The sequence below is a fragment of the Asticcacaulis sp. MM231 genome (assembly GCF_964186625.1).
Taxonomy (GTDB): Bacteria; Pseudomonadota; Alphaproteobacteria; order Caulobacterales; family Caulobacteraceae; genus Asticcacaulis.
Map to the genome: position 1 here is coordinate 982,777 of NZ_OZ075108.1, position 22,597 is coordinate 1,005,373.

Here is a 22,597-nt window from a genome sequence, read left to right on the forward strand (position 1 = left end):
TTCGGAGACCACTTATGAAGCGCTTAATTTACCTCCTGGCCTTGTCTGCCATCTGCCTGTCCGCACCGGTGCAGGCCCAGGCGACATCTGTCAGCACCGACACACAAAGCACGGCAGGGCCGCTCAAGACCCTGTTGCATACCTTTACCAGCGGCAACAACAACGGCCGAACAGCACCCGGAATGGTGCTCTATAACGCCGACGGCACACCGATCGATGGCAGTCATGCCGTTGTCAGCTTCCAGCAGACCTGCACGACCTCGGCCGTCGCCCTGGCAGCCAACGACTTTAGCAACGGCTTTGTCGTCACGGCTCTGAGCACCAACACGGGCACGGTCTACATCGGCGGTTCTGGCGTGTCAGCCTCGACGGGCTATCCGCTGGTTGCTGGCCAGTCCATCGCTTACGGCGCGGCCAATGCCAGCCAGGGCTATATCATCTGCACCAATGCGGCCGACAAGGTCGGAGTGACGGGGAATTAAGATCATGAACAAGACACTCGCTGGTTTCTTCATCGGGCTGTTCGGCCTGCTCACCTTCGCCAATGCGTTCGCAGGGCCACCGGCTATTCCGCCATCGCTTCCAAATGCTGCGTCCATCGCTAATGCGGGCGGGGCGCTTAGTCGCCAAAAGTTAAGCGCTTGGGATACTTGTAATAGGGCAAATGGCGCGCTGACAGTTTCCGGCGATGGTCAGACATATCAACAATCTGGCGATAATGCGGCAGCCCTCTTTCGCATCGTCTCGGGCAAGTGCGCGCAAGGTCAGGCCTCAGCAAATTACGGCAATGCATATATGAGTTTGGATGCTGGCGGGACAATCCAAAGCATCGTTGGGGAGTTCACTCTGGAGCCTGAGGTGCCCGGCGATCCGGGTGTAACTACGGCTACCATCGCCATTGTTATTACTGGCGACACTACCGTGACCGCTTTGGACAATCTGCTGCACTTGATTATAAACAAAAATGGCTGGACGCTACAAACTCGATTGGCTCACGGGGCAATTATCGATAGGGCGTCTGGCAAATTTGACGTGCCCCTTGCGGCCGATTCTAACACGATACATCGTGTGGTGATGACGGCGTTCCCGCTCACCAATACAGCGTTAATATCATTTCCTGACGGCTCCATAGCATCTGTAACGGATGCCAATATAACTACGGCCCTTGTTGGATCGCGCGCCTACTGGCAGGTTATCCGCCATAATGCCACTGAGGCTGATCCTCGCTTTGTAAGTCTATCGCTTACCACGGCAAGTGGCAGCATAGGCGAGTCAGCTTCTCCCAAAAATTCAGATTTGATTAAAGCGGTCTCGTGGTCAAACAAAATGTTAACTGGCGCACTCACTCCGCGCCAGGTCAAAACTTTCACGCCAAATGCAACAGGCTGGTGGCGCATATACACCGATCCAGTCAACATTATTGGCGGAACTTTTTTATTCTCATCGCCTATTGGGGCGGATGGGGCGGGAGATCATGCAACTGATATTGAAGTTGATATCTCAATCAACTCTTTTTCAGCGACAAATGTGGGTGATATCATCCAGCGCAGATGGTCTAGCTTTCAATCCGGCGCGATTAGTCAAATTCGTGTTGGCAATAATGGAGGGCAGATTTTATATTTTGATATCAATGTATCAACTGCAAACATTCCCATTACTATTGAAGCTAGGGGGCCTCAAGTTCCGGCTGATTTCTATAGCTTTGTTCCTACATCAAGCCCTGCCACGCCGACGAATTCAAAGGCGCTTTCTATAGGGTACGGCCTTCGCATACTTACGAAATTGGTTCTTGGCTCTGAAACTGGAATAACGGCGTTTGCAGGTGGTGGACAAGCGAGCGCTAGGCCCCTGTTATACACTCGCAACCGTGTAACCATCGCTGCATCTGCGGGCAATTCGGTACGGCTCCCATTTTCAGAACCTGGAATGGAGGTTTCGATCACAAACTCTACTGCTAACGCAATTCAAGTCTTTGGTAATGGCACTGACACTATCAACGGTGTAGCTACCGCCACAGGCGTCTCCCTACCGGCTGGAAAAAAGGGCGTCTACAGCAGTGAGGTTGCAGGGCAATGGTACGGGGGGTATTTAAACTGATCACCTTTTCCTTATCTCCCTTCTCCCCAACTGGGGAGATCAGGAGGAGCTATAGCCCCTAGGTCACACCTGGCACTTCAAAACAGGTCACACATGGCCCTGATGGAAGGCGCACTAAGCCCCCTGTACCCTTTCTCAGCGGTTTGGATTATTCTAGCCGTCACGGGTCGGCTGGTCGAGAGTAGCCTTTTGCCCCCTGCGTCCTTGAACGCCTGGGGGGGACATGCACCTCGATCGGTTGACTGCGGAGCACGCCCAGTGGGGAGTTGCGCCAAGGCTATATAGCCTGGAGCGCCAGTACAGGGAACGGCGAAGCGACGCAGCAACTCGACATGACAGGAGGCGCAAATGTTAGACGAGCCGACTTTATTTGTCGGTGTAGATTGGGCAAGCACAGAACATCAAGTTTGTATTTTGGGACCTTCAGGTCCGATACAAAAATCCTTCGCTCATGACGGATTGGGTCTTGGGGCTATGGTTGACTGGTTGCTTGAGCATGCCCCAAACCCAACCGATATTGCGGTAGCCATAGAGATGCCGCATGGCCCAGTGGTGGAAGCCCTAATGGACCGTGGGATACTCGCTTTTTCGGTCAATCCAAAGCAGCTCGACCGTTTTAGGGATCGCTTTTCTCCGGCTGGTGCTAAGGATGATCGAAGAGACGCCCTGGTTCTGGCATCATCTTTAAAGACCGATCGCCATTGCTTTCGTCATCTGGAGAGCATGGACCCAACCATCGTTGAGCTTCGTGAATGGTCCCGGATAAATGATGAGTTGAAGGAAGAACGCGTCAAACTTACGAACCGTATCCGTCAACAGCTCTGGCGTTATTACCCTCAAGCACTTGATCTGACTGAAGATGTAGGGATGGAATGGTTCCTGGATCTGTTTCTTCTGGCGCCAACGCCGATACATGCGCAAGCCCTTAAACAGAAGAAGATTGCCAGGATCTTGAGCGCACATCGCATTCGAAGGATCTCCGCGTTCGAGGTTCTGGAAATCCTAAAACGGCCAGCCTTGACTGTCGCACCGGGTACGACAGAAGCAGCCAGCGCTCACATCACCGCGATCTCTGAGCGCGTTAAGCTGGTCAATCATCAGCTCAAGGAAGCCACCCGTCGGCTAGATATCCTGGTCGCAAAGCTCGCCGAACAGGAAGCCGAGCCGGGGCAGCTAAACGAGCAGCCTGACGCGGCGATCCTACGCTCTTTGCCGGGAGTGGGAAGGATCGTCGTCGCCACGCTGCTCGCGGAGGCCCACTACGCCATCCGAGCGAGAGATTATCACGCTTTGCGTACCTTAACCGGCATAGCCCCGGTTACCAAGAGGAGCGGAAAATCCTGTCGTGTAGAAATGCGGAAAGCTTGCTCCCGCCGATTGAGAACCGCGATCTATCACTGGGCGAGAGTGGCAACACAACATGACCTGCCAAGCAGAGCAAAATATAGCGCCTTGCGAAGTCGCGGCCACAGTCACGGAAGGGCGTTAAGAGGTGTCGCCGACCGACTACTGGCGGTCGCTTGCGCAATGCTGGAGACAAAAACTACCTACGATCCAGCTAAGCGAAATTCTATCGGAAGCCCTCAACTTGCAGCTTGCTAAATGGTGGGGAGTCCCCCCCCCCTCACACCTCCCGCATGTGTGAGGCTCACACATCGGATAAAGTTCCGGCCTTGTTCCAAAAGGGACAGGGCCGTTTCTGTTGTAGGTAAAGGGTTTGCTGTTGGAGGCCTGACCCGGAGTCGAACCGGGCTTCACGGATTTGCAATCCGGTGCGTAACCGCTCCGCCATCAGGCCTCATAAGAGCGAAGCGGTGGAGAGAGCATTTCAAAAATAAATCCGGTTAGCCTGGGTAGATGTTGAAGGGCTTCGACACAGACGGGCGGTCTTTGACATCAGCATCGATGTGCTTTTTAGCTTCATCTAGAAAAGCCTGGTTGATATGGATTTCGCGGCCTTTGCTACCATAGTTCACATAACAGTCTGGAGAGTCGCCTGGCATGACCATCCCTGTGCTGATGCCCTTAGCGTCGAAAAAGGAGTGATACTGGAACTTCGGCGGCCGGGTGGGGTTGATATCCGCTTCAAAAGTTATCTGCTCGCGGCGCAACGGGTCGGACAGATGGAACAGGGCATCATGTCTTCCGCCTGTATTAAATCGGCGGATAAACAGGTCGTGACCCACATACCAGGCTTCTAAAACGGCACCGGACGACAGCTTTCCGCTCTCCATACTCCAAAGGTGTATTCGATAGGGCACCTTTTGAAAATATCCGCCAAACCGGCATATTTCAAACCATCCGCCGTAAGCGAAATTTTTCGGGTCATCGTCATGCTGCTCCGCAAGGCTGGTGTAGCAGACATAGGATAGCGCTCTGTTGAACATAGTCATTGAGGTGCCATCGGGCAGGGCTATTGCCATATTGGAAATGAAATCAAACTTTCCGCTTCCGGCATATGCCAAGGAAAGATCATCTTTCATGACGCGTTCAGCGTGTATCACGTTGCGGCTGAGGCCCGATTCGGTCCGAAATTTGTAATAAATAAGTGCGATGGCTTCGACCTCGTGTTGAGCCAATCCCATCTCTTTTATGATCTCGCTTAAGAGAAAGTCGCGGCCGAGTGCCAGCGCTTCTCTGACGGCATCGATAATTGCGTGAGCCACTATCTGACTACCCGCCCATAAAATTGCGTCATTCGGCGTTAGAAGGATCAGTTTTTGTCCCATACCACCCGCATGATGGACGCCCAACTGTTCAGGGCGCTTGCCGGTAAACGGAAGGTCAACAAGTGCCTCCTCGCCAGGGGTGGGGCGCGTGAGGAGGATGTCGGCTACGCACACACACTCACTAGTTTTAGGATCCGTCCACCCTGCTATGATCGTCATGCTGCCTCTCCATTTCTATGCATCCGTGTTTCCGGCCGCTGGAGATCGATAGGAGGACGAGTTCTAACTTCAAAACAAGGAGGGCTTGGATTAACGTTAGGGGGCAATTAGGAGCCTCTTTCACGCCTTTTAATGGCGTCCTAATACCTCCTTAATTTGGCTGTCGTAAGGTCTCTTTTGGCTGGACCAAGCCTGCTCGGTGTCGTGCTTCGAACCGTCAACGGTTTCAAACTGCTCTAAAACCTCTTGTCCCGCACTCCAGAACCTTTTGTCCCGCTACAAGAGTAAAGCATACAGAATGTTCTTCATGTGTTCTACACTTATCCGCCTCTGGGCGTATTTATACGCAAAATACGATGTCTGTGTCATTCAGAGTCATTGCGTCCCATTTAATCCCATGTTAACCCTAATGCGTCCCGAAGCAGTTTGGCCGGGAGGGCTGGCCAAGAATTTCGATGGACAGAGGAGCAGGCTAAAACGGCCTGAGGCGGGCGCGTGTTTCTCTCGACCCACGAGAAGCAAATGGATGCGAAACGGAGACTTCTGGTCCCGCAGGACTTCCGCGCCGCCGCTTTGGCCCCCCATTCGGGTGTCGAGCCCTTTGAAGGTTTGTATTGTTTCGCCGCGATCAACGCCGCCTGTCTCGAATGTGGGGGGGGCGCGTTCTTCGCCATGTACCGCGACGTGATTGACGAGTATCCGCCCATGTCTCCAACCCGCACGGCGATGCAACGCCGCTTTTACGCTTCGATGCACCGCCTGAGCTTCGATACGGCCGGCCGCATCACCCTGCCGGAAAAGCTGTGCGAGCAGTTCGGCCTGAGTGGCGATGTGGTGATCGCGGGAACTCGGTGAAAGCTTCCAGATCTGGGAGCCTGCGGCCTATGCCGCCTACGCCATGGAGCAGGACAAGCTGGTCGAGGCCGCCTTTGCCAGGCGTGAGGGTCAAATATGAGCCAGCAAGCGCACGCCTCCGTCCTGCTGCCCGAAGTGCTGGCCGCGCTTGGCGATGTGTCGGGCAAGCTGGTCGTTGATGGCACCTTTGGCGCCGGCGGTTATTCGCGCGCCATCCTGTCACGCGGTGCGCACGTTATCGCTTTTGACCGCGATGCCCGCGTCAGGCCCTATGTCGATGCGCTTAAAAGCGAGTTCCCGGATCGCTTCCAGTGGGTCAATCGCTGCTTCTCCGAAATGAAGGAAGGCCTCGCCGATCTGGGTCATGACACCTGCGATGCCATCGTGCTCGATATCGGCGTATCGTCGATGCAGCTTGATGAGGCCGAGCGCGGCTTCTCCTTCATGCGCGACGGGCCGCTCGATATGCGCATGAGCACGGAGGGGCGCAGCGCTGCCGACATCGTCAACGAGGACGACAAGGACGATATCGCCCACATCATCTGGCTCTATGGCGAAGAACACAAGTCGCGCGGCATCGCTGCCGCCATCGTCAAGCGCCGTAACGAAGTGCCGTTTGAGCGCACGCTCGATCTGGCTGAGGTGGTCGAGCGCGCCTTGGGTGGCCGTCGTGGCGCCCCGGTCCATCCGGCGACGCGCACCTTCCAGGCGTTGCGTATCGCAGTCAATGACGAGTTGGGCGAACTGGAGCGCGCGCTTGACGTATCCGAAAGTCTGCTGACGCCTGAGGGCGTGCTGGCGGTGGTGACCTTCCACTCGCTTGAAGACCGCATCGTCAAGAATTTCTTTAATGAACGCGCCGGCAAGGTTTCATCCGGTTCGCGCTATGCGCCGCACAAGATCGAGGCCAAGCAGTCGGTTTATACGCTTGTCACGCCCAAGGCTGTGCAGGCCGGTGAGGCCGAGACCGCCGTCAATCCGCGCGCCCGTTCGGCCAAGCTGCGCGCCGTGCGCCGCACCTCTGCGCCGCTCGTCCCCACCGTATTACCGCTCAAGAAGGCAAGATCATGAACGGCTTTATGCGACTTTTTGAACAGCGTGTCCGGGGTATCCGCCTGATCGAACTGGTCGGGGTGGTGCTGGTATTCGCCCTGATCTTCTGGGTCTGCGTCAGCAAGGCGCGCGAAGGCGAGGACATCCGCCGCATCAGCGATCTGGATCGTCAGATCGCCGAGGAACAGGAAGCTGTTGGCGCCCTCAAGATCAAGGTGGCGCAACTGGAGCGTCCGGGCCGCCTTGAGCAACTGGCCGTCACCTATCTTGGCATGAAGCCGGTCGAGCCCAATCATGAAGCGCGCCTGGAAAGCCTGGGCGAGATTTCCCGCGCCACCGCCCGTCCGGTCGCCGGCAATGTCGCGGCGCCTGCGGCCGCACCGGCGGCTACCGCCACGGTTCAGGTCGGCAGCCAGGACGATTTGATCGCCGTCAAACCGGCCGTTAAGAGCGAGGCGCACTGATGGGCATTTCGTTGTTGGAAACCACCCAATCCGGCTTTCAGTGGGTCGCTGACCGCGTCTGGAAAGTGGAGCACGCCTTTGAGCGCGCCAATGCCGCCGGCGTCAAGGCGTCAAGCACGCGCATGCGCATCTTCTGTATTCTGGTGGGTATGAGCTTTGCCTATGTCTGCCTGGCCGGTTTCGCCACGCGTGCCTCGTTGCAGGGGCGCGGTGATATCCAGGCCCTGACCGGCGAGCCCAATGCCCGCGCCCAGCTTGTTGATCGCAATGGCCAGCTTCTGGCGTCGGATGTCAACGATTACAACATCTTCGTCGATCCGAAGGACATGACCGGCGAAGACCGCGCTATGGTGCGCCGCGCCCTGTTCCAGATCTTCCCTGACCTGCCGCGTGATAAGGTCGATCAGGCCTTCAAGACCGGCAACCGCGTTCTGCTGACCAGCAATCTTAAGACCGCCAAGCGTGACGAGATCCTCAACTACGGCCTGCCGGGCATCAGCTTCGAGGCTCACCGCGTCCGTGATTATCCGCTGGCCAATACCGGTTCGGCCTATATCGGCATGACCCAGCGCGGCGGCGAAGGTCTTTCCGGCGCTGAAAAGGCCTTGCAGGACGAGATCGTCGGCAACGCCATCCATAATCAGCCGGTGATGCTGGCCATGGACCTGCGCGTGCAGGGGGCGCTTGAAAATGAAGTCCGCGCCATGGCCGAGGCGCAGCGTGCGCAGGGCGCCATCGGCATTGTCACCAATGTCCGCACCGGCGAGGTGCTGGGCATGGCGAGCTGGCCCGATTTCGATCTTAACCGCCCGGGTTCGTTTAGCGAACAGGCCAAGCGCAACCACGCCGCTGTCGATCGCTACGAAGTGGCATCGGTCTTCAAGGTGATTTCGATCGCCATCGGCCTCGATACCGGCACGGCGTCGCTCAGTTCGGTCTATGACGGTCGCCAGCCGCTGAAGCTCGGCAGCCGCCTGATCCACGATGACCACGAATCCAAGGAACTGATGACGCTGACGGACGTCTTCATCCACTCGTCCAACATCGGCACGTCGCGTCTGGCGCTCGATGTCGGCGCCACGGCCATGACGCGCTATTACGAGGCGCTCGGCCTGTTCCGCTCGGCTGATATCGAGCTTTCCGAGCCGGCATCGCCGCTCCTGCCCAGCCGCTGGTCGGACAGTTCGCTGGTCTCCTCCGCCTTCGGTCAGGGCATGGCGATCACACCGCTGTCTTATGTGGAGGCCGCAAACGCTACGCTCAATGGCGGCTATCTGCGCCCGCTGACCATTCGTAAATATGATGGCAAGTCCCCTCTGGCCGGCACGCAGGTGTTCTCGACCGCCACCTCGCGCACCATGCTGGAGCTGATGCGTGAAAACGCCTTGAAAGGCACCGGCACGCGCGCCAATGCGCCGGGTCTGCGCGTCGGCGGCAAGACCGGCACCGGGCAAAAGCCGGTCAATGGTCGCTATACGTCAGACCGTGTGTCGTCCTTCTTCGCGGTCTTCCCGACCGACGGACCTGTGGATGGCGACAGATACTCTATTCTGGTCACGTTCAACTCGCCGCAAGGTGCGCCTGAGAGCAGCGGCGTCAAAACCGGCGCCTATGTCGCCGCCCCCGTGGCCGGCCATGTGATCGAACGCATCGCGCCCTTCCTTGGCGTGGCGCGCAAGGAAGACAAATTCACCGGGCCGGAGTGGGACAAGGCGCCCATAGCGGCCGAAGACGTAACCGGAGACGAACACTAATGAGCCGCGCCTTACGCCTGTCGGATATTCTGCGCCGCGACCTGGATAACGATCCCATGGTCACGGGCGTCACCGCCGACAGCCGCAAGGTGGGCGAGGGCGTGCTGTTCTGCGCGTTGCCGGGTAATGCCATGGACGGCCGCCAGTTCATTCCGCAGGCGATCCGGCAAGGCGCCGCCGCGATCCTGGCGCCCGAAGGCACGGTCAGCGAAAACGGCTCGGTCGTGGTCAATGTTTCCGATGTCCGTCGCGCCTATGCCTTGGCCGCCAAGGCCTTTTACGGCGCGCAGCCGAAGACCTGTGTCGCCATCACCGGCACCAATGGCAAGACGAGCGTCGCCACCTTCTGCCGCCAGATTTTCAGCCGTCTGGGCCACACGTCAGCCAGCGTGGGTACGCTCGGCGTGGTCATGCAAGATGCCGCCGGCGTCGAAAACGCCATCACAGGCCCCGGCCTGACGACGCCGGACGCCGCCGATCTGGCGAAGCACATGGCCGACATGGCCGCCGATGGCGTTACCCATCTGGCGCTGGAAGCCTCTTCGCACGGCATCGACCAGCGCCGCCTTGATGGCGTGTCGCTCGTGGCGGCGGGTTTCACCAACCTGACGCAGGATCACCTCGATTATCACGCCACCATGGAGGCCTACCGGACGGCCAAGCTGCGCCTGTTCGAACAGCTCCTGCCGCGTGGCCGCACAGCGGTGCTGAACGCCGATTCCGACGCCTATAACGCCTTTGCCGCCATGTCGATCATGTCGGGCCTCAATGTCATGAGCGTCGGCGAGCGCTCGTCGCACCTGTGCATGACCGGCCGTGACCTGACTGTCGATGGCCAGATTCTCTATCTCGAATACCTGGGCAAAAAGTATGAGACCAAGCTGCCGCTGGCCGGTCTGTTCCAGGCATCCAACGCTCTGGTCGCCGCCGGTCTGGCCATCGCCGCCGGCGAGGACCCGGGCGCGGTGATCCACGCCCTGTCGACCTTGCAAGGCGCGCGGGGGCGTCTGGAGCGCGCTGGCACCAAGGGCAATGGCGCCGAGGTCTATGTCGATTACGCCCACACGCCCGATGGTCTGGAGACGGTGCTGAAGGCGCTGCGTCCGCATACGCAGGGCAAGCTGGTCTGCGTATTCGGTTGCGGTGGTGACCGTGATCGCGGCAAGCGTCCGCAGATGGGCGCCATCGCGCAGAAACTGGCCGATCGCGCCATCGTCACCGATGACAATCCGCGCACCGAAGATGCGGCCGCCATCCGCGCCGAGGTGCTGGCCGGCATGGCGAAGGACGCGGTCGAGATCGCCGACCGCAAGACCGCCATTTTTGAGGCGGTGGCAGGCCTCAAGACCGGCGATGTGCTGGTGGTGGCCGGCAAGGGCCACGAACAGGGCCAGATCGTCGGCAGCGTGGTTCTGCCGTTCGATGACGTCAGCGTGGTCAAGAGCGCTTTAAAGTAAAGCTCAAGCGCCGCTAGTCTCTTTGCGCCGCATCAGCAGCGGGCAGTCCCCGTTCAGCGCCGGTTCATACCTGCGCTTGCATTCTGTCCTTACGGTATCACCCCGACGCGTGCCCTTGGCATTTTGCGCGTCCGGCGGTATGAATAACCGGGGTGGATGCGGAGGGGCATATCATGAGAGCATATCTGTGGGCCGGTGCGGCAGTTGTCGTGGGACTATTGCCGGTGAGCGCCATGGCGCAATCGGCGCAACCCATTCTGGTCGATGAGGCACATTTCGGCACGGTCCATGAGGTGCTGGGCGCCGAGCTGCAGATAGCGGTGCCGCGCACCAACTGTCCGGCGAAGTTCCAGCCGCTCAAGGAGGGGCCGTGCTTCGACAAGGTGACCCTGAAACCGGCGGCGCAGGGCGAAACCCGCGTGCTGACGCCGATCACCGCCCAGACAGGCAAGGACTGGATTTCCGGCGCCTATGGCCGCGATTACCGGCTCTACGATCTTTTCCCGACCGCCGAAGGGTTTCAGGCGCGTGAGCTTGAGTTCGAAAGCTCCGATGTCATCGTGCCGCGTGATTGTTATGCGCTCGCCGGAGAGGACGTCGGCTATGCGATTGAGCATCGCAAGGGCGGCGATGTGGCCGTTGAGAGCCAGACGGTTGCCTGCGGTGGCGGACCGCGTCAGGCACACGGACCCTATACGCCGGAAGGCCCGCCCCTGACGCCCGGTCCGAATGGTGGCTGGCACCGGACGGAAAGGCTGCGTGTGCAGGGCACGATGCGCTATCTTGCCGTGCCAGGGCAATGCGAGGAGCAGTACAGCATCCGCGTCACCTGGTGCGCCCAACCGGCGGTCAGCTACCTGATCAATAATCCCGATGTGAAGGAGCTCGATCTGGTGGCGGCGCGTCAGCCTGTCAAGGCCGGGGACGTCCTGACCGAGAAAGAGATCGATCAGTGGGTCTTAAAGCGCAAAAGCAAGAAAAACAGTTTCAAGGCCGATAGCCGCTGGATCAACAAATCGCTGCTGGTCGGCGTTGAGGGCTGTGTGCCGATGGAGAGTATCGGCTGGTGGGTGACCGGCCAGAACGACGGGCTCTACATCAATGAGCGGGCGCTGAATCGCTGCGGTGCGCCCCTGGCCCCGATCCCGACCGAGATCTGGGAAGCCTATGGCGATGATTATTTTATCGTCGACTGTGGGCGGGATTGGCGCAAAGGCCGTCCGGGGCCGCATGATGACAAGGACGGCAGGAAAGACGATGACGATACGCAGGCGGCTGAGTGTTTCGATAGCGCCGGTGCTTATCTGCGTCGTACCGGCAGGTCATCCGCCACGGTGGTGGTGCTGAACGAGCGCGCCCGCGTCGATGACCGGCTCTATGCCGGCAGCTATATCAGCTACGATGTCGCCGAGGTGCGGGTCAACCCGGACAAAACCCTGTCGGCCCGTCGTCTCGACTATTACGATCCTTCCGGCATCTATATGAGCCGCTGTTTGACGCTCGATAGCGGGCCGTCGGAATCGAAAGGTTTCGTCATTGTCCGCTCGATGGGGATTTCATGGGCGCGGGCTTACCACTGGATGAGTTGCCCGGTTTATTGAGGGCGAGATTACTCGTCCTTACCCCAGCGCCAGCGCCATCCGCCTTTTGTTTTCCGGGCGCAAATAATCACCAAGATGATCGTTGCCGTGGAAATGATCGCAAGGGGTGCCCAACCGGAAAGGGCAGTGTTGTCAAGCATCAATGGCAGGGCCGAGGCGGCCCCTGCGCAAACCACAATATAGGCCAGGAACACCACCCATCCCTGCCAGGCAATCGGCAGGCCTGAACCATAGCCATAACGCTTGGGGGCAAACCAGGGTTTTGCGGTATTACGGGACATGAGAGCCTCCCTCTGTTGTCCTGAATATTATAGTCCTGCCCTGCCGTAATGGCAATTCGCGCGGTAGCGATGTGAACGAAAATCTCGCTGAGATGATCCTGAATAAAGACTATTAACACACTCTTGCTTGCCTAAAGCCGTGAGTCAGGTTCAATGACGTTTTGCTGTTTTAACTGCGTGCGTGAGCCATGAAACCTACGCCTCTATGGACCTTTGACGAACTGGCCAAGGCCACCGGCGGCACCCTGACTGGTGTTGGCGAAGGCGCTTCTGGCGCCGCATCCGGCATCAATTTCGACAGCCGTGCCCTGCAGCCGGGCGATATCTTCCTGGCGCTGAAAGGCGTGCGCGATGGTCATGATTTCGTGGCGCAGGCTTTCCAGTCGGGCGCGGCCATCGCCGTCACGCGCCGGCCCATTGAGGGCGGTCCCTGCCTGCTGGTGCCCGATGTGCAAAAAGCGCTGGAGCATATGGCGGTCTTTGCCCGCGATCGCGCGGTGAGGACCAAACGCGGGGCGGTGACCGGCTCGGTCGGCAAGACGAGCGTCACCCAGATGGTCATGCAGGGCCTTACGCGCGCCGGCCCCGCGCATTCCGCCATCAAGAGCTTCAACAACCATATCGGCGTGCCGCTCACCCTGGCGCGGATGCCGGCCGATACGGAGCGCGCCGTCTTCGAGATCGGCATGAACCACGCTGACGAGATCACGCCCCTGTCGGAGTTCGTGGCGCCGCACGCCGTCATCATCACCACGGTCGGCGGCGCACATACCGAAAACTTCCCCGATGGCGACGAAGGGGTGGCGCGCGCCAAGGCCGAGATTTTTGATGGTCTGATACCGGGCGGGCTCGCCATTCTCAACGCCGATAATGTCTGGTTCGATTTCCTGCAACGCGAAGCCCGTGGGGCCGGTGCGCTGGTGGCGGCCTTTGGTGAGGCCGGTGGGGTTGATGCGAAGTTGGTCTCGCACGTCATTAATGGCGATCGCGCCGAGATCACCGCGCGTTTCCATGGCAAGGAGATCGCCTTCTCGCTCTCCCACACCGGCAAGCATCAGGCGATGAACGCCATGTCGGTGCTGCTGATGCTGGAAGCGCTCGATGTCGATCTGGAAACCTCGATCGCGGCGCTGGAGGGGGCGGCAGCGCTCGACGGTCGCGGCAAGGTTACGCGCAAGACGTTCAAGGGCGGCCAGATCACCGTCATCGATGAGAGTTATAACGCCAATCCGGTGTCGATGACCGCCACGCTGCAATCGCTCGGTAAGCATCCCAAAGCGGCGGACTCACGAAAAGTTGTCGTCCTGACCGATATGCTCGAACTGGGCACGGAAGAGGCGGCTCTGCATGCCTCGCTGGCCCCTGTTATCGCGGCCAATGACATCGATAAGGTGTATCTGGCAGGGGCTTTGATGCGTCATCTGTGGGATGCCCTGCCGCCCGCCTTGCGCGGTGGCCATGCCGACACCGCCGCCGAATTGCTGCCGCGGGTCATTGAGGACTTGCAAGGGGGGGATGTGGTCATGATAAAGGGCTCCAACGGCTCTAAAGCCGGTTTGATCGCAAAAGCATTATTGGCAGAGTAGATTTCACGGGCGCGTTGCTGCCCTCTAAGAAGGCGTTTCATGTTTTATCTGCTGTACGAGCACGTCACCAGCCTGCACCAGCACTGGCCCCTGATCAATCTGATGAAATATCAGACCGTACGCATCTTCCTGGCCATGATCACGGCCATGATCGTTGCGGTCGCCATGGGCTCGCGCTTTATCCGCTGGATGCGCGCCCGTCAGGGCAAGGGACAGCCGATCCGTGAAGATGGCCCCTCGACCCACCTTTTGACCAAAAAGGGCACGCCGACCATGGGCGGGCTGATGATCCTGGCTGGCATAGCCGTCGGCACCATCCTGTGGGCCGATCCGCATTCGGCGGCCGCCTGGGTCGTTTTCGGCGTCACCATGGCCTATGGCCTGCTCGGCTTTATTGACGATTACGCCAAGGTGACCAAGCAGACCTCGGCCGGCCTGACCTCGATCCAGAAACTGGTGGCGCAGGTCGCCGTCGCCGTCGTGGCCGTGCTGGTGCTGATGTACTATTCGCCGGTGCCGGCCGATGCGCCGCATCTGGCAACCTCGCTGGTCATCCCGGTTTTCAAGAACTTCATCTTCAATCTCGGTTATTTCTACATCGTCTTCGGTGCGGTGGTGGTCGTCGGTGCATCCAATGCGGTCAACCTGACCGATGGTCTCGATGGCCTGGCCATCGTGCCGGTGATGATCGCGGCCGGCGCTTTCAGCCTGATCGCCTATCTCGTCGGTAACGCCAAGTTCGCCAACTATCTGATCATCCACTACGTGCCGGGCGCCGGTGAGGTGGCGGTCATTCTGGCGGCGATTATCGGCGGCGGCATGGGCTTCTTGTGGTACAACGCGCCGCCGGCCAAGATATTCATGGGCGATACCGGTTCGCTGGCGCTCGGCGGTGGCCTCGGTGCCGTGGCCGTGGCGCTCAAGCACGAGATCGTGCTGGCTATCATCGGCGGGCTGTTCGTCATGGAGGCGCTGTCGGTGATGATTCAGGTCGGCTATTTCAAACTCACCAAGAAGCGCGTGTTCCTGATGGCACCGATCCATCACCATTTTGAAAAGCTCGGCTGGCCGGAATCGACGGTGGTGATCCGCTTCTGGATCGTCGCTGCCATGCTGGCCATGGTGGGCCTCGCCACCTTGAAACTACGCTAGAGAGTACGTGTCATGATCCCGGTAAAAGGCTTTGAAGGCAAACGTGTCGCTATCTTCGGACTGGGCCGTTCGGGCCTGTCGGCGGCGCGCGCGCTCAAGGCCGGCGGCGCCGAGCCGGTGCTGTGGGATGACAAGCCGTCCAATCTGCTGCCAGCCACCAAGGCGGGCTTTACGGTTGAGAACCTGAAGAACGCCGACTGGAGCGAATTCGCCGCGCTCGTGCTGTCGCCCGGCGTGCCGCTGACCCATCCGCAACCGCACTGGACCGTGCCGCTGGCCAAGAGCGTCGGCGTGCCGGTGATGGGCGATATCGAACTTTTCGCCCGCACCCTGGCGGTGCTGCCGGCGCATAAGCGGCCGCGCACGGTGGCCATTACCGGCACCAACGGCAAATCGACCACGACTGCGCTGATCGGGCACATTCTCAAGGCGGCAGGCAGGGACGTCCATGTCGGTGGAAATATCGGCATCGGCATCCTCGACCTGCCGGAGATGCATGCCGGCAGCATCTATGTCATCGAGACCTCTTCCTACCAGCTTGATCTGACCATGAGCTTTTCGCCCGATGTGGCGGTGCTGATGAACATCACGCCCGATCACCTCGACCGCCACGGCGGTATGGAAGGCTATATCAAGGCCAAGAAGCGCATCTTCATGGCGCAAAGCTCGAAACAGACGGCGGTGATCGGCGCTGACGACGATTACACCGCGGCCCTGATCTCGGACATGCGCGTCAATTCGCCGGTCAAGCTGATCTCGATCTCGTCACGCCGCACGCTTGGCCAGGGTGTCTATGCGCTGAATGGCGTGCTCTATGATGGCACGGGCGTGCGCGCCCGTCAGGTGATCGATCTCAAGGAGGTCCGCACCCTGACCGGACGTCACAACTGGCAAAACGCCGCCGCCGCCTATAGCGCCTGCAAGGCACTCGGGCTGGAGATGGAAGAGATCGTCGCCGGTATGCGCACCTTCCCCGGCCTGGCGCACCGCATGCAGGAAATCGGCCGCATCGGCAAGGTGCGCTTCATCAACGATTCCAAGGCGACCAATGCCGATGCGGCGCGTCAGGCGATGTCGTCGTTCGATAAATTCCTGTGGATCGCCGGCGGTGTGGCCAAGGCGGGCGGCATTGATGAGCTGCGCGACCTGTTCGGGCGTGTCAAGCACGCCTATCTGATCGGTGAGGCGGCGGAACTCTTCGAGGTCACCATCGGCAAGTCGGCGCCTTGCACGCAATCGCGCCTGTTGTTTACCGCGGTGGCGCAGGCCTATGCCGAGGCGGAAAAGTCCGGCAAAGAAGAGATAGTACTGTTCTCGCCGGCCTGCGCGTCGTTCGATCAGTTCACCGATTTCGAGGCGCGTGGCGATGCCTTCCGTGATGCCGTGTCTGAGATCAAGCTGGGTGTCCAGGCCTGAGACCTGGGGCCTGAGACCCTAAGATCTGAACCTTAACCTTTTACCGTCACATCCAGAGCGCCTTTTGCTGTGAAAGTGCTTGCCTGATCTGCTTTGTCCGTAAGGTGTTTCAGCGCTGTCACAACCACAACCTCAAGGCCATAAATTTTATAGGGTTGTTAAGGTTTTTAAACAAGACTTGCTCAAAAGTGGACTTTCAGTCGACGCGATCGGGGCAGGACGAATATGTTTTTCAGGAACCACGAGACATCCGTTAAAATTGATCACGTGGCACAAGCCCCTCTTGCCATGGCTGATAAACTTGAGGCCGTGCCTGTATCGAACTGGATACGCACCCTCAGGACCAATGCTGATTTTGCCGGGGTCACCGCTTCTGATTTCGATTTCAAGGGGGCGGCGCCCTCGCTTGTTATGGCTTATATTTCACCTCATGTGGATTTCTCCCGAACCTGCAAAGCACTGAAAGAGCTTGTCGGGCAGGCGCCCGTCATCGCCACTACCACAGCCGGCGAGTTGTGCGACGATCCGGAAAAAGGGCTTTACTGTTCTGCGAGCGGCGCATGGGACAATGTCGTGTTGCAGATTTTCTCGCCGGAGTTGCTGTCGCAGGTCGAAGTGTTCAGCGTACCCCTTCACTGCGAAGATATTCGTTCAGGACAGCCCGCTCTGCTGCGCCAAGAGCGTGTCTCGCGGATCGTTAAATCCCTGGAAAATGTCAGGCCCAGACTGTCCATTGATGCGCGTGACACTTTCACGCTGACCTTTGTCGACGGTGTTTCCAAATCGGAAAGCTATTTCATGGAAGGGGTCTATAAGGCCGCGCGCTTCCCCTGCCTGTTTATTGGCGGCTCTGCCGGCGGTAAGCTCGATTTCAAGAACACCTATCTCTTCGACGGTGACAAGGTTGTCGAGAACCATGCGGTTCTCGCCTTTGTCAAGGTGGCGAAGGACAAGCGCTATAGCGTAATGAAAAGCCAGAATTTCCGCAAAATCGGATATGATTTCGTTGTGGTCGATGCCGACCCGAACAAGCGCACCGTCAGCGCCATCTATGATGCCAGCGCCAACAAGGTCGTGCCGTTTGTCAGCGCGCTTTGTGACGCGCTGCGCGTTCAGCCCTCAGGCTTGGAGAAGGCCCTTGAAGGCCGCGCCTTTGGGATCGAAATTGACGGGGAGCTGTTTGTACGCTCCGTCGCGGGCATCGATTTCAATACGGAAACGGTGACTTTCTATTGCGATGTCGGCTCCGGTGACGACCTTATCCTTCTGGAAGCGACTGATTTTATTGATCAGACCCGCCGTGACGTCGATGCCTTCCTGAAGGATAAGCCGCCTTTGCTCGGCGTGCTGCTGAATGACTGTATCCTGCGCCGCCTTTCGAATGAGACCACCCTCAAAAACGCGAAAAACATATGGCCGGCGCCGGCCGTTGGCTTCTCAACGTTCGGAGAGCTCTTCGGTATCAATGTCAATCAGACCCTGACCGCCGTGGCGTTTTTTGAAACGGGGACTTCGGACTACAAGGATGATTTTATTGATCAGTTTCCGATCGAATACGCCAAATTCGTCAACTACTTCGCGCGCTGTCAACTGAACCGGGCGGAAATCCTCAACAGATTGCGCGGTGGCGTTATTGACGGAATCTCGAACCATCTCGGCATCGCGGCCAAAATAGAAACCGTCCTCACCGAGGTCGGCGATATCGGCGGCATTATGGATGGCATCCGTCATGCGATGGAGAGCGATCAGAAGCAACGTGCGACGGGGGATGATTCAAATACAGAACAGCTTTCCGAGAAATTCACCAGTCTGAACGCGGCGCTTGCCAACCTGCGTCAGGTCTTGTCCGTTATTGATGGCATAACATCCCAGACGAACCTTCTGGCGCTCAATGCCACCATCGAGGCCGCGCGTGCGGGGGAGGCCGGCCGTGGTTTTAGTGTCGTGGCGGGCGAAGTCAAAAAGCTGGCAAGCGACACCAAATCTACCCTGACATATACTCAGGCGGCAATCGGGGAGATCGAGTTGTCCTTAAAGCAGCTCGGCGGTATTATTGAGGCTACCCGTCTGCAATTCAAGGATGAGAGCCAGCATTATCAGGACACGGTGCTGAGGGTTGAAGATATCTTCGCCCAAAGTGGCCATATCGAGCGCTCGCTGAACGGGCTCAGCGCCATGGCCGCCGAACATCGCCACGGCATTGACCAGATGAACGACAGCGTCGCTTTCCTGAGGGAACTTGATGCCCGTGCCAATGTTTAAAAGCTAGACAGGCGTGGGCAGCGCTGAAGTCGAGGCACGTTGCGACGCCGTTGCCGAGATTAGCCTGGGCTTGACCGGGTGTAGGTTAAGTCGTGTCATACGGGCGCGCTTAAAGACGCGCGAACCCGGGTCACTGAATTCCAGCATCTTAAGAATCTCTTACGAATCGACACGTGGCTTAAGCTGATCTTAACCACGTTTTGGTGAATCCTGTCTGTCAGTTCCCATCGTCATATCCCGCCTCAGGATGCGTTCATGACTTAAGCCTATGCCCATCCGTTTACGCGCACCGATCGCTCGCCAACTGCCATCTGGTGGTGGACGCTTGATCGCGTCACCCTGACTCTGGCGCTGATCCTTCTGGTGCTTGGCTTCTTCTTCTCGTTCTCGTCGTCGCCGGTGGCAGCACCGCACGTCAGCCATTACGACACCTTCTATTACACCAAGCGCCATTTCGTCTTCGCCCTGATGACGGCGGCCGGCATGATCATGATTTCCATGCTGTCGCTCAAGGGCATCAAGCGCGTCAGCGTGCTGATCTATGGCGGCGCCATCTCGATCATGGCCATGCTGCCGCTGATTGGTCACGCGGCCAAGGGCGGTCGGCGCTGGCTCGAACTGGGGCCGATCGCGGTGCAGCCATCGGAATTCCTCAAGCCGGCCCTGATCGTGCTGATCGCCTGGATGTTCTGCGAAGGGCAAAAAGGCAAGGGCGTGCCAGGCGTGACCGTCGCCTTTTGCCTCTATGCGCTGGCCATCGTCCTGTTGCTGATCCAGCCCGATGTCGGGCAATCGATCCTGATCACCATTGCCTTTGGCGCCTGTTTCTTTATCTCCGGCGTGCCCTTTCGCTGGATCATCGGCATGTTGTCGGCCGCCGGCGTCGGCCTCGTCGGCCTGTTCTTCATCCAGCCGCACTTTCGCAACCGCATCATGGGGTTTATCTCGCCTGACGCCGACTCCGGCTTTCAGGTGGCGCGCGCCAAGGCGGCCATCGCCAATGGCGGGCTGTTCGGTCGCGGCCTCAATGAAGGCACGATGAAGCGCTATATCCCCGACCTCCATACCGATTTTATCTATTCGGTGGTGGCGGAAGAGTACGGCCTGTGGCTGATCCTGATCATCATCGGCATCTTCACCTTTATCATTGTGCGCGGATTGCTCAAGGCCATGGCGATGCAGGACCCTTTCCGCCAGATCGCCACCTCCGGCCTCTACATCATGCTGGGCACGCAGGTGTTGATCAATGTGTCGGTTAATCTCGGCCTCATTCCGCCCAAGGGCATGACCCTGCCGTTTATTTCCTACGGTGGCTCCTCCATGCTGGCGCTGGGCGTCACGCTTGGCTTTATCCTGGCCCTGACACGCAAGCGTCAGGAAGAGATTCCACAGGACGATCCGACGAAGTGGTAAATGTCGTCGAAAAGGCCTTAGCTTTTTATATCTGAGCCGTTATGGTCAGACGACGATGATTTCGGGGATTCCACTTGGCGACGCCTAAACCACCCAAACCGCGCCGTAAGGCCTCTTCCTTTGCCGCCAAACCTTTAGCCATCGTGGCGGCGGGCGGCACCGGCGGACATATGTTCCCCGCCGAAGCTTTGGCGCGTGAGCTGATCAGCCGCGGCTGGGATGTGGTGCTGGCCTCTGACAAGCGCGGCGCCGCCTATGCCGAGAATTTTCCCGCCATCGAGCGCCTGTCGCTGGAAGCCGCCACCTTCAGGAACGGCGATCCGATCGGCATGGCGAAGGCGGCGATCAAGATCGGGCAGGGTATCCTGCAGGCGCGCAAGGCCTTTGCGCGGCTCAAGCCGTGGGCGGTGATCGGCTTTGGCGGCTATCCGTCCTATCCGGCGCTGATGGCCGCGCTTGGTCGCAAGGATGTCACCCTGATCCACGAACAGAATTCCGTGCTGGGTCGTTCCAATCGTCAACTGGTCAAGAAGGTCGATGCCGTCGCTTGCGCTTTCCCTGTCCTGCGCATGGCGCCCGATGAACTCGAGGGCAAGGTGCAGGTGGTCGGCAATCCGGTGCGCCCGGATATCCGCGCGCTGTATGATGAGCCCTATCCGGCCATTGATCCAACCGTCAATATTCTGGTGACCGGGGGGTCGCAGGGCGCGAAGATCCTGTCCGAAACCGTGCCGCAGGCCCTGGCCATGCTGCCGATGTCGCTGCGCATCAATCTGCACGTTGAGCAGCAGGCGCGCGACGAGCAGGTCGAGCAGGCGCGGATGGTCTATGCGCTGTCGGAGATCGATGCCGAGGTGGCGCCGTTCTTTTCCAACATGGCCGAACGCCTCGGCCGCGCCCATATCGTTATCGGCCGGGCCGGGGCGTCGACCGTCTGCGAACTGGCCGTGGCCGGCAAGCCCTCGGTGCTGATTCCGCTCAAGATCGCGGCTGACGATCACCAGACCTACAATGCCGAGGTGCTGAAAGAGGCCAAGGCGGCCATCGTCATCCGCGAGGAACACTTTACCGCCGAACGCTTGAGCGAAGAGATCCGCCTGATGATCGAGGCCTCATCGATGCTGCCGATGCGCGCTGGTGCTGCGAAATCGGTGGCGCGCCCTGATGCGGCCAAACTTTTAGCCGATCTGGTGGAACGCACCGTAACCAAAATCAAGGATGGGTCATGACCGAAAAGGCACTCGACATTGGTTTCATTCAGCGCGTGCTGTTTATTATTTTGGCCATCGCGGCGAGTTTGCTGATCTTCAAGCTGCTCAGCCTGTGGCTGCTGATCTTCGGTGCCATCGTGATCGCTACCGTGCTGCGGGCCCTGGCCGAACCGCTGATCAAATATACGCCGCTCAATGACACCCTGGCCATCCTGACCGTTCTGGTCGCCGTTCTGGCGCTGATTTCGCTGACCTTCTTCCTGTTCGGCTACGAACTGGTGGCGCAGACGCAAAACCTGACCAAGCAGATACCGGTGGCCTGGGCTGCCTTGCAGGTACGCCTGCAGCAACTGGGCCTTAATGACGAAGTGCAAAAGCAAATGGCTACTGTGGGGCAGCAGGCCAGCGGTCTGGCGTCCAAGCTTCCGCTCATTGCTGGCAGCATCTTTTCGGCGCTGGCCAACCTGTTGGTCGCCACGATCGCCGGCATCATTCTGGCGATAGACCCCGGCAAGTATCGTGACGGCGTGGTCTTCCTGTTTGCCGATGATCATAAGGAGAAGGTGCGCGACGCCATGAACGTGGCCGGCCGCGCCCTGCGCCTGTGGTTCATCGGTCAGTTTATCTCGATGGTGCTGGTTGGCACCCTGACCGGCTTTGGTCTGTGGTTCCTGCATGTGCCGTCGGCGCTAGCTTTGGGCATGGTGTCGGGTCTGGCGCAGTTCGTGCCGATCGTAGGGCCGGTGGTTTCGGCGGGGCCAGGTCTGTTGCTGGCGGCGGTGTCCGGGTGGCAGACTTTCCTTTGGGCGCTGGTGATCTATGTCGGCGTATCGCAAATGGAGAGCAATTTCATCACGCCGGCGGTTCAGCGCCAGATCGCTTCTATTCCGGTGATCATCACCCTGTTCGCGGTGGTTGGCTTTGCCGGACTGCTTGGCACTATGGGCGTGCTGTTCGCTATGCCGCTGACCGTGATCATCTACACCCTGGTGCGCAAGCTTTATGATGGTGAAGATGTGACGCAAGGGAAGGGGAAGGGGCCTGCGCGTAGTCTGCTCAAACCGAAGGCGGCAAAAGCGGATTAAAGGTGGCGCATCGGGTCCTGCG

General features: G+C 58.9%; 18 protein-coding genes and 1 tRNA gene. 16 read left to right on the forward strand and 3 right to left on the reverse strand.

Annotation, left to right across the window (positions count from 1 at the left end; genetic code table 11):
• The first annotated feature begins 14 nt into the window (after positions 1-14).
• The 3 genes from ABQ278_RS04780 to ABQ278_RS04790 all read left to right on the forward strand — a co-directional run bounded on the left by ABQ278_RS04780 (position 15) and on the right by ABQ278_RS04790 (position 3,699).
• Positions 15-482 carry a hypothetical protein gene (locus tag ABQ278_RS04780; protein ID WP_349321459.1) on the forward strand — a complete coding sequence of 156 codons (468 nt, stop codon included), beginning with the start codon at positions 15-17 and terminating at the stop codon, positions 480-482.
• Positions 483-486: 4 nt separating this feature from the next.
• Entirely contained in the window at positions 487-2,097 is a 1,611-nt protein-coding gene (locus tag ABQ278_RS04785; protein ID WP_349321460.1) for a hypothetical protein, read from the forward strand.
• 348 nt (positions 2,098-2,445) lie between these two features.
• Complete coding sequence (locus ABQ278_RS04790) at positions 2,446-3,699, forward strand: IS110 family transposase (RefSeq protein ID WP_349321047.1); 1,254 nt, start codon at positions 2,446-2,448, stop codon at positions 3,697-3,699.
• Between the two features lie 122 nt (positions 3,700-3,821).
• Here the strand turns inward: ABQ278_RS04790 and ABQ278_RS04795 are convergent.
• Both ABQ278_RS04795 and ABQ278_RS04800 read right to left on the reverse strand, forming a co-directional pair.
• Positions 3,822-3,895, reverse strand: a tRNA-Cys gene (locus ABQ278_RS04795).
• A 46-nt stretch (positions 3,896-3,941) separates the two neighbouring features.
• Complete coding sequence (locus ABQ278_RS04800; protein WP_349321461.1) at positions 3,942-4,985, reverse strand: hypothetical protein; 1,044 nt, start codon at positions 4,983-4,985, stop codon at positions 3,942-3,944.
• A 495-nt stretch (positions 4,986-5,480) separates the two neighbouring features.
• On the opposite strand from ABQ278_RS04800, the gene ABQ278_RS04805 reads away from it, so the two are divergent.
• The 6 genes from ABQ278_RS04805 to ABQ278_RS04830 all read left to right on the forward strand — a co-directional run bounded on the left by ABQ278_RS04805 (position 5,481) and on the right by ABQ278_RS04830 (position 12,169).
• The gene (locus ABQ278_RS04805; protein ID WP_349321462.1) at positions 5,481-5,840 is read left to right on the forward strand and encodes a division/cell wall cluster transcriptional repressor MraZ; all 360 of its coding nucleotides are present in this window, start codon (positions 5,481-5,483) and stop codon (positions 5,838-5,840) included.
• Positions 5,841-5,936: 96 nt separating this feature from the next.
• On the forward strand, positions 5,937-6,911 hold the full coding sequence (rsmH, locus tag ABQ278_RS04810; RefSeq protein ID WP_349321463.1) for a 16S rRNA (cytosine(1402)-N(4))-methyltransferase RsmH: 975 nt from the start codon (positions 5,937-5,939) through the stop codon (positions 6,909-6,911).
• An 8-nt stretch (positions 6,912-6,919) separates the two neighbouring features.
• Entirely contained in the window at positions 6,920-7,357 is a 438-nt protein-coding gene (locus ABQ278_RS04815) for a septum formation inhibitor MinC (RefSeq protein ID WP_349321464.1), read from the forward strand.
• Positions 7,357-9,111, forward strand: coding sequence for a penicillin-binding protein 2 (locus ABQ278_RS04820; protein ID WP_349321465.1), 1,755 nt, complete (start codon positions 7,357-7,359; stop codon positions 9,109-9,111). The genes ABQ278_RS04815 and ABQ278_RS04820 overlap by 1 nt, the downstream gene beginning before the upstream one ends.
• Complete coding sequence (locus tag ABQ278_RS04825; RefSeq protein WP_349321466.1) at positions 9,111-10,568, forward strand: UDP-N-acetylmuramoyl-L-alanyl-D-glutamate--2,6-diaminopimelate ligase; 1,458 nt, start codon at positions 9,111-9,113, stop codon at positions 10,566-10,568. Before ABQ278_RS04820 ends, ABQ278_RS04825 begins: the two co-directional genes overlap by 1 nt.
• A gap of 173 nt (positions 10,569-10,741) precedes the next feature.
• Entirely contained in the window at positions 10,742-12,169 is a 1,428-nt protein-coding gene (locus ABQ278_RS04830) for a hypothetical protein (RefSeq protein ID WP_349321467.1), read from the forward strand.
• A gap of 8 nt (positions 12,170-12,177) precedes the next feature.
• On the opposite strand, the gene ABQ278_RS04835 is transcribed toward ABQ278_RS04830, so the two are convergent.
• On the reverse strand, positions 12,178-12,450 hold the full coding sequence (locus ABQ278_RS04835) for a hypothetical protein (RefSeq protein ID WP_349321468.1): 273 nt from the start codon (positions 12,448-12,450) through the stop codon (positions 12,178-12,180).
• A gap of 188 nt (positions 12,451-12,638) precedes the next feature.
• Between ABQ278_RS04835 and murF the strand changes: the two genes are divergently transcribed.
• From murF to ABQ278_RS04870, 7 genes are all read left to right on the forward strand, one after another.
• Positions 12,639-14,036 (forward strand): UDP-N-acetylmuramoyl-tripeptide--D-alanyl-D-alanine ligase, encoded by a 1,398-nt coding sequence (murF, locus tag ABQ278_RS04840; protein ID WP_349321469.1) that lies wholly within the window; start codon positions 12,639-12,641, stop codon positions 14,034-14,036.
• Between the two features lie 39 nt (positions 14,037-14,075).
• Positions 14,076-15,188 carry a phospho-N-acetylmuramoyl-pentapeptide-transferase gene (mraY, locus tag ABQ278_RS04845; protein WP_349321470.1) on the forward strand — a complete coding sequence of 371 codons (1,113 nt, stop codon included), beginning with the start codon at positions 14,076-14,078 and terminating at the stop codon, positions 15,186-15,188.
• A 12-nt stretch (positions 15,189-15,200) separates the two neighbouring features.
• On the forward strand, positions 15,201-16,604 hold the full coding sequence (gene murD, locus ABQ278_RS04850; protein WP_349321471.1) for a UDP-N-acetylmuramoyl-L-alanine--D-glutamate ligase: 1,404 nt from the start codon (positions 15,201-15,203) through the stop codon (positions 16,602-16,604).
• A 288-nt stretch (positions 16,605-16,892) separates the two neighbouring features.
• A complete protein-coding gene (locus ABQ278_RS04855) occupies positions 16,893-18,866 on the forward strand; it encodes a methyl-accepting chemotaxis protein (protein WP_349321472.1) in 1,974 nt (657 codons plus the stop codon).
• Between the two features lie 309 nt (positions 18,867-19,175).
• Positions 19,176-20,279, forward strand: a complete 1,104-nt coding sequence (locus ABQ278_RS04860; protein ID WP_349322102.1) for a putative peptidoglycan glycosyltransferase FtsW — start codon at positions 19,176-19,178, stop codon at positions 20,277-20,279.
• A gap of 170 nt (positions 20,280-20,449) precedes the next feature.
• Positions 20,450-21,508 (forward strand): undecaprenyldiphospho-muramoylpentapeptide beta-N-acetylglucosaminyltransferase, encoded by a 1,059-nt coding sequence (gene murG, locus ABQ278_RS04865; protein WP_349322103.1) that lies wholly within the window; start codon positions 20,450-20,452, stop codon positions 21,506-21,508.
• Positions 21,505-22,575, forward strand: a complete 1,071-nt coding sequence (locus tag ABQ278_RS04870; protein WP_349321473.1) for an AI-2E family transporter — start codon at positions 21,505-21,507, stop codon at positions 22,573-22,575. The genes murG and ABQ278_RS04870 overlap by 4 nt, the downstream gene beginning before the upstream one ends.
• The last annotated feature ends 22 nt before the right edge of the window (positions 22,576-22,597 follow it).

Coding starts and splice junctions, on each gene's coding strand:
- murD (WP_349321471.1), top strand. CDS start 15,201: ATGATCCCGGTAAAAGGCTTTGAAGGCAAACGTGTCGCTATCTTCGGA.
- ABQ278_RS04870 (WP_349321473.1), top strand. CDS start 21,505: ATGACCGAAAAGGCACTCGACATTGGTTTCATTCAGCGCGTGCTGTTT.
- murF (WP_349321469.1), top strand. CDS start 12,639: ATGAAACCTACGCCTCTATGGACCTTTGACGAACTGGCCAAGGCCACC.
- ABQ278_RS04835 (WP_349321468.1), bottom strand. CDS start 12,450: ATGTCCCGTAATACCGCAAAACCCTGGTTTGCCCCCAAGCGTTATGGC.
- ABQ278_RS04790 (WP_349321047.1), top strand. CDS start 2,446: ATGTTAGACGAGCCGACTTTATTTGTCGGTGTAGATTGGGCAAGCACA.
- ABQ278_RS04830 (WP_349321467.1), top strand. CDS start 10,742: ATGAGAGCATATCTGTGGGCCGGTGCGGCAGTTGTCGTGGGACTATTG.
- ABQ278_RS04820 (WP_349321465.1), top strand. CDS start 7,357: ATGGGCATTTCGTTGTTGGAAACCACCCAATCCGGCTTTCAGTGGGTC.
- ABQ278_RS04815 (WP_349321464.1), top strand. CDS start 6,920: ATGCGACTTTTTGAACAGCGTGTCCGGGGTATCCGCCTGATCGAACTG.
- ABQ278_RS04785 (WP_349321460.1), top strand. CDS start 487: ATGAACAAGACACTCGCTGGTTTCTTCATCGGGCTGTTCGGCCTGCTC.
- murG (WP_349322103.1), top strand. CDS start 20,450: ATGTTCCCCGCCGAAGCTTTGGCGCGTGAGCTGATCAGCCGCGGCTGG.
- ABQ278_RS04800 (WP_349321461.1), bottom strand. CDS start 4,985: ATGACGATCATAGCAGGGTGGACGGATCCTAAAACTAGTGAGTGTGTG.
- mraY (WP_349321470.1), top strand. CDS start 14,076: ATGTTTTATCTGCTGTACGAGCACGTCACCAGCCTGCACCAGCACTGG.
- rsmH (WP_349321463.1), top strand. CDS start 5,937: ATGAGCCAGCAAGCGCACGCCTCCGTCCTGCTGCCCGAAGTGCTGGCC.
- ABQ278_RS04855 (WP_349321472.1), top strand. CDS start 16,893: ATGGCTGATAAACTTGAGGCCGTGCCTGTATCGAACTGGATACGCACC.
- ABQ278_RS04825 (WP_349321466.1), top strand. CDS start 9,111: ATGAGCCGCGCCTTACGCCTGTCGGATATTCTGCGCCGCGACCTGGAT.
- ABQ278_RS04780 (WP_349321459.1), top strand. CDS start 15: ATGAAGCGCTTAATTTACCTCCTGGCCTTGTCTGCCATCTGCCTGTCC.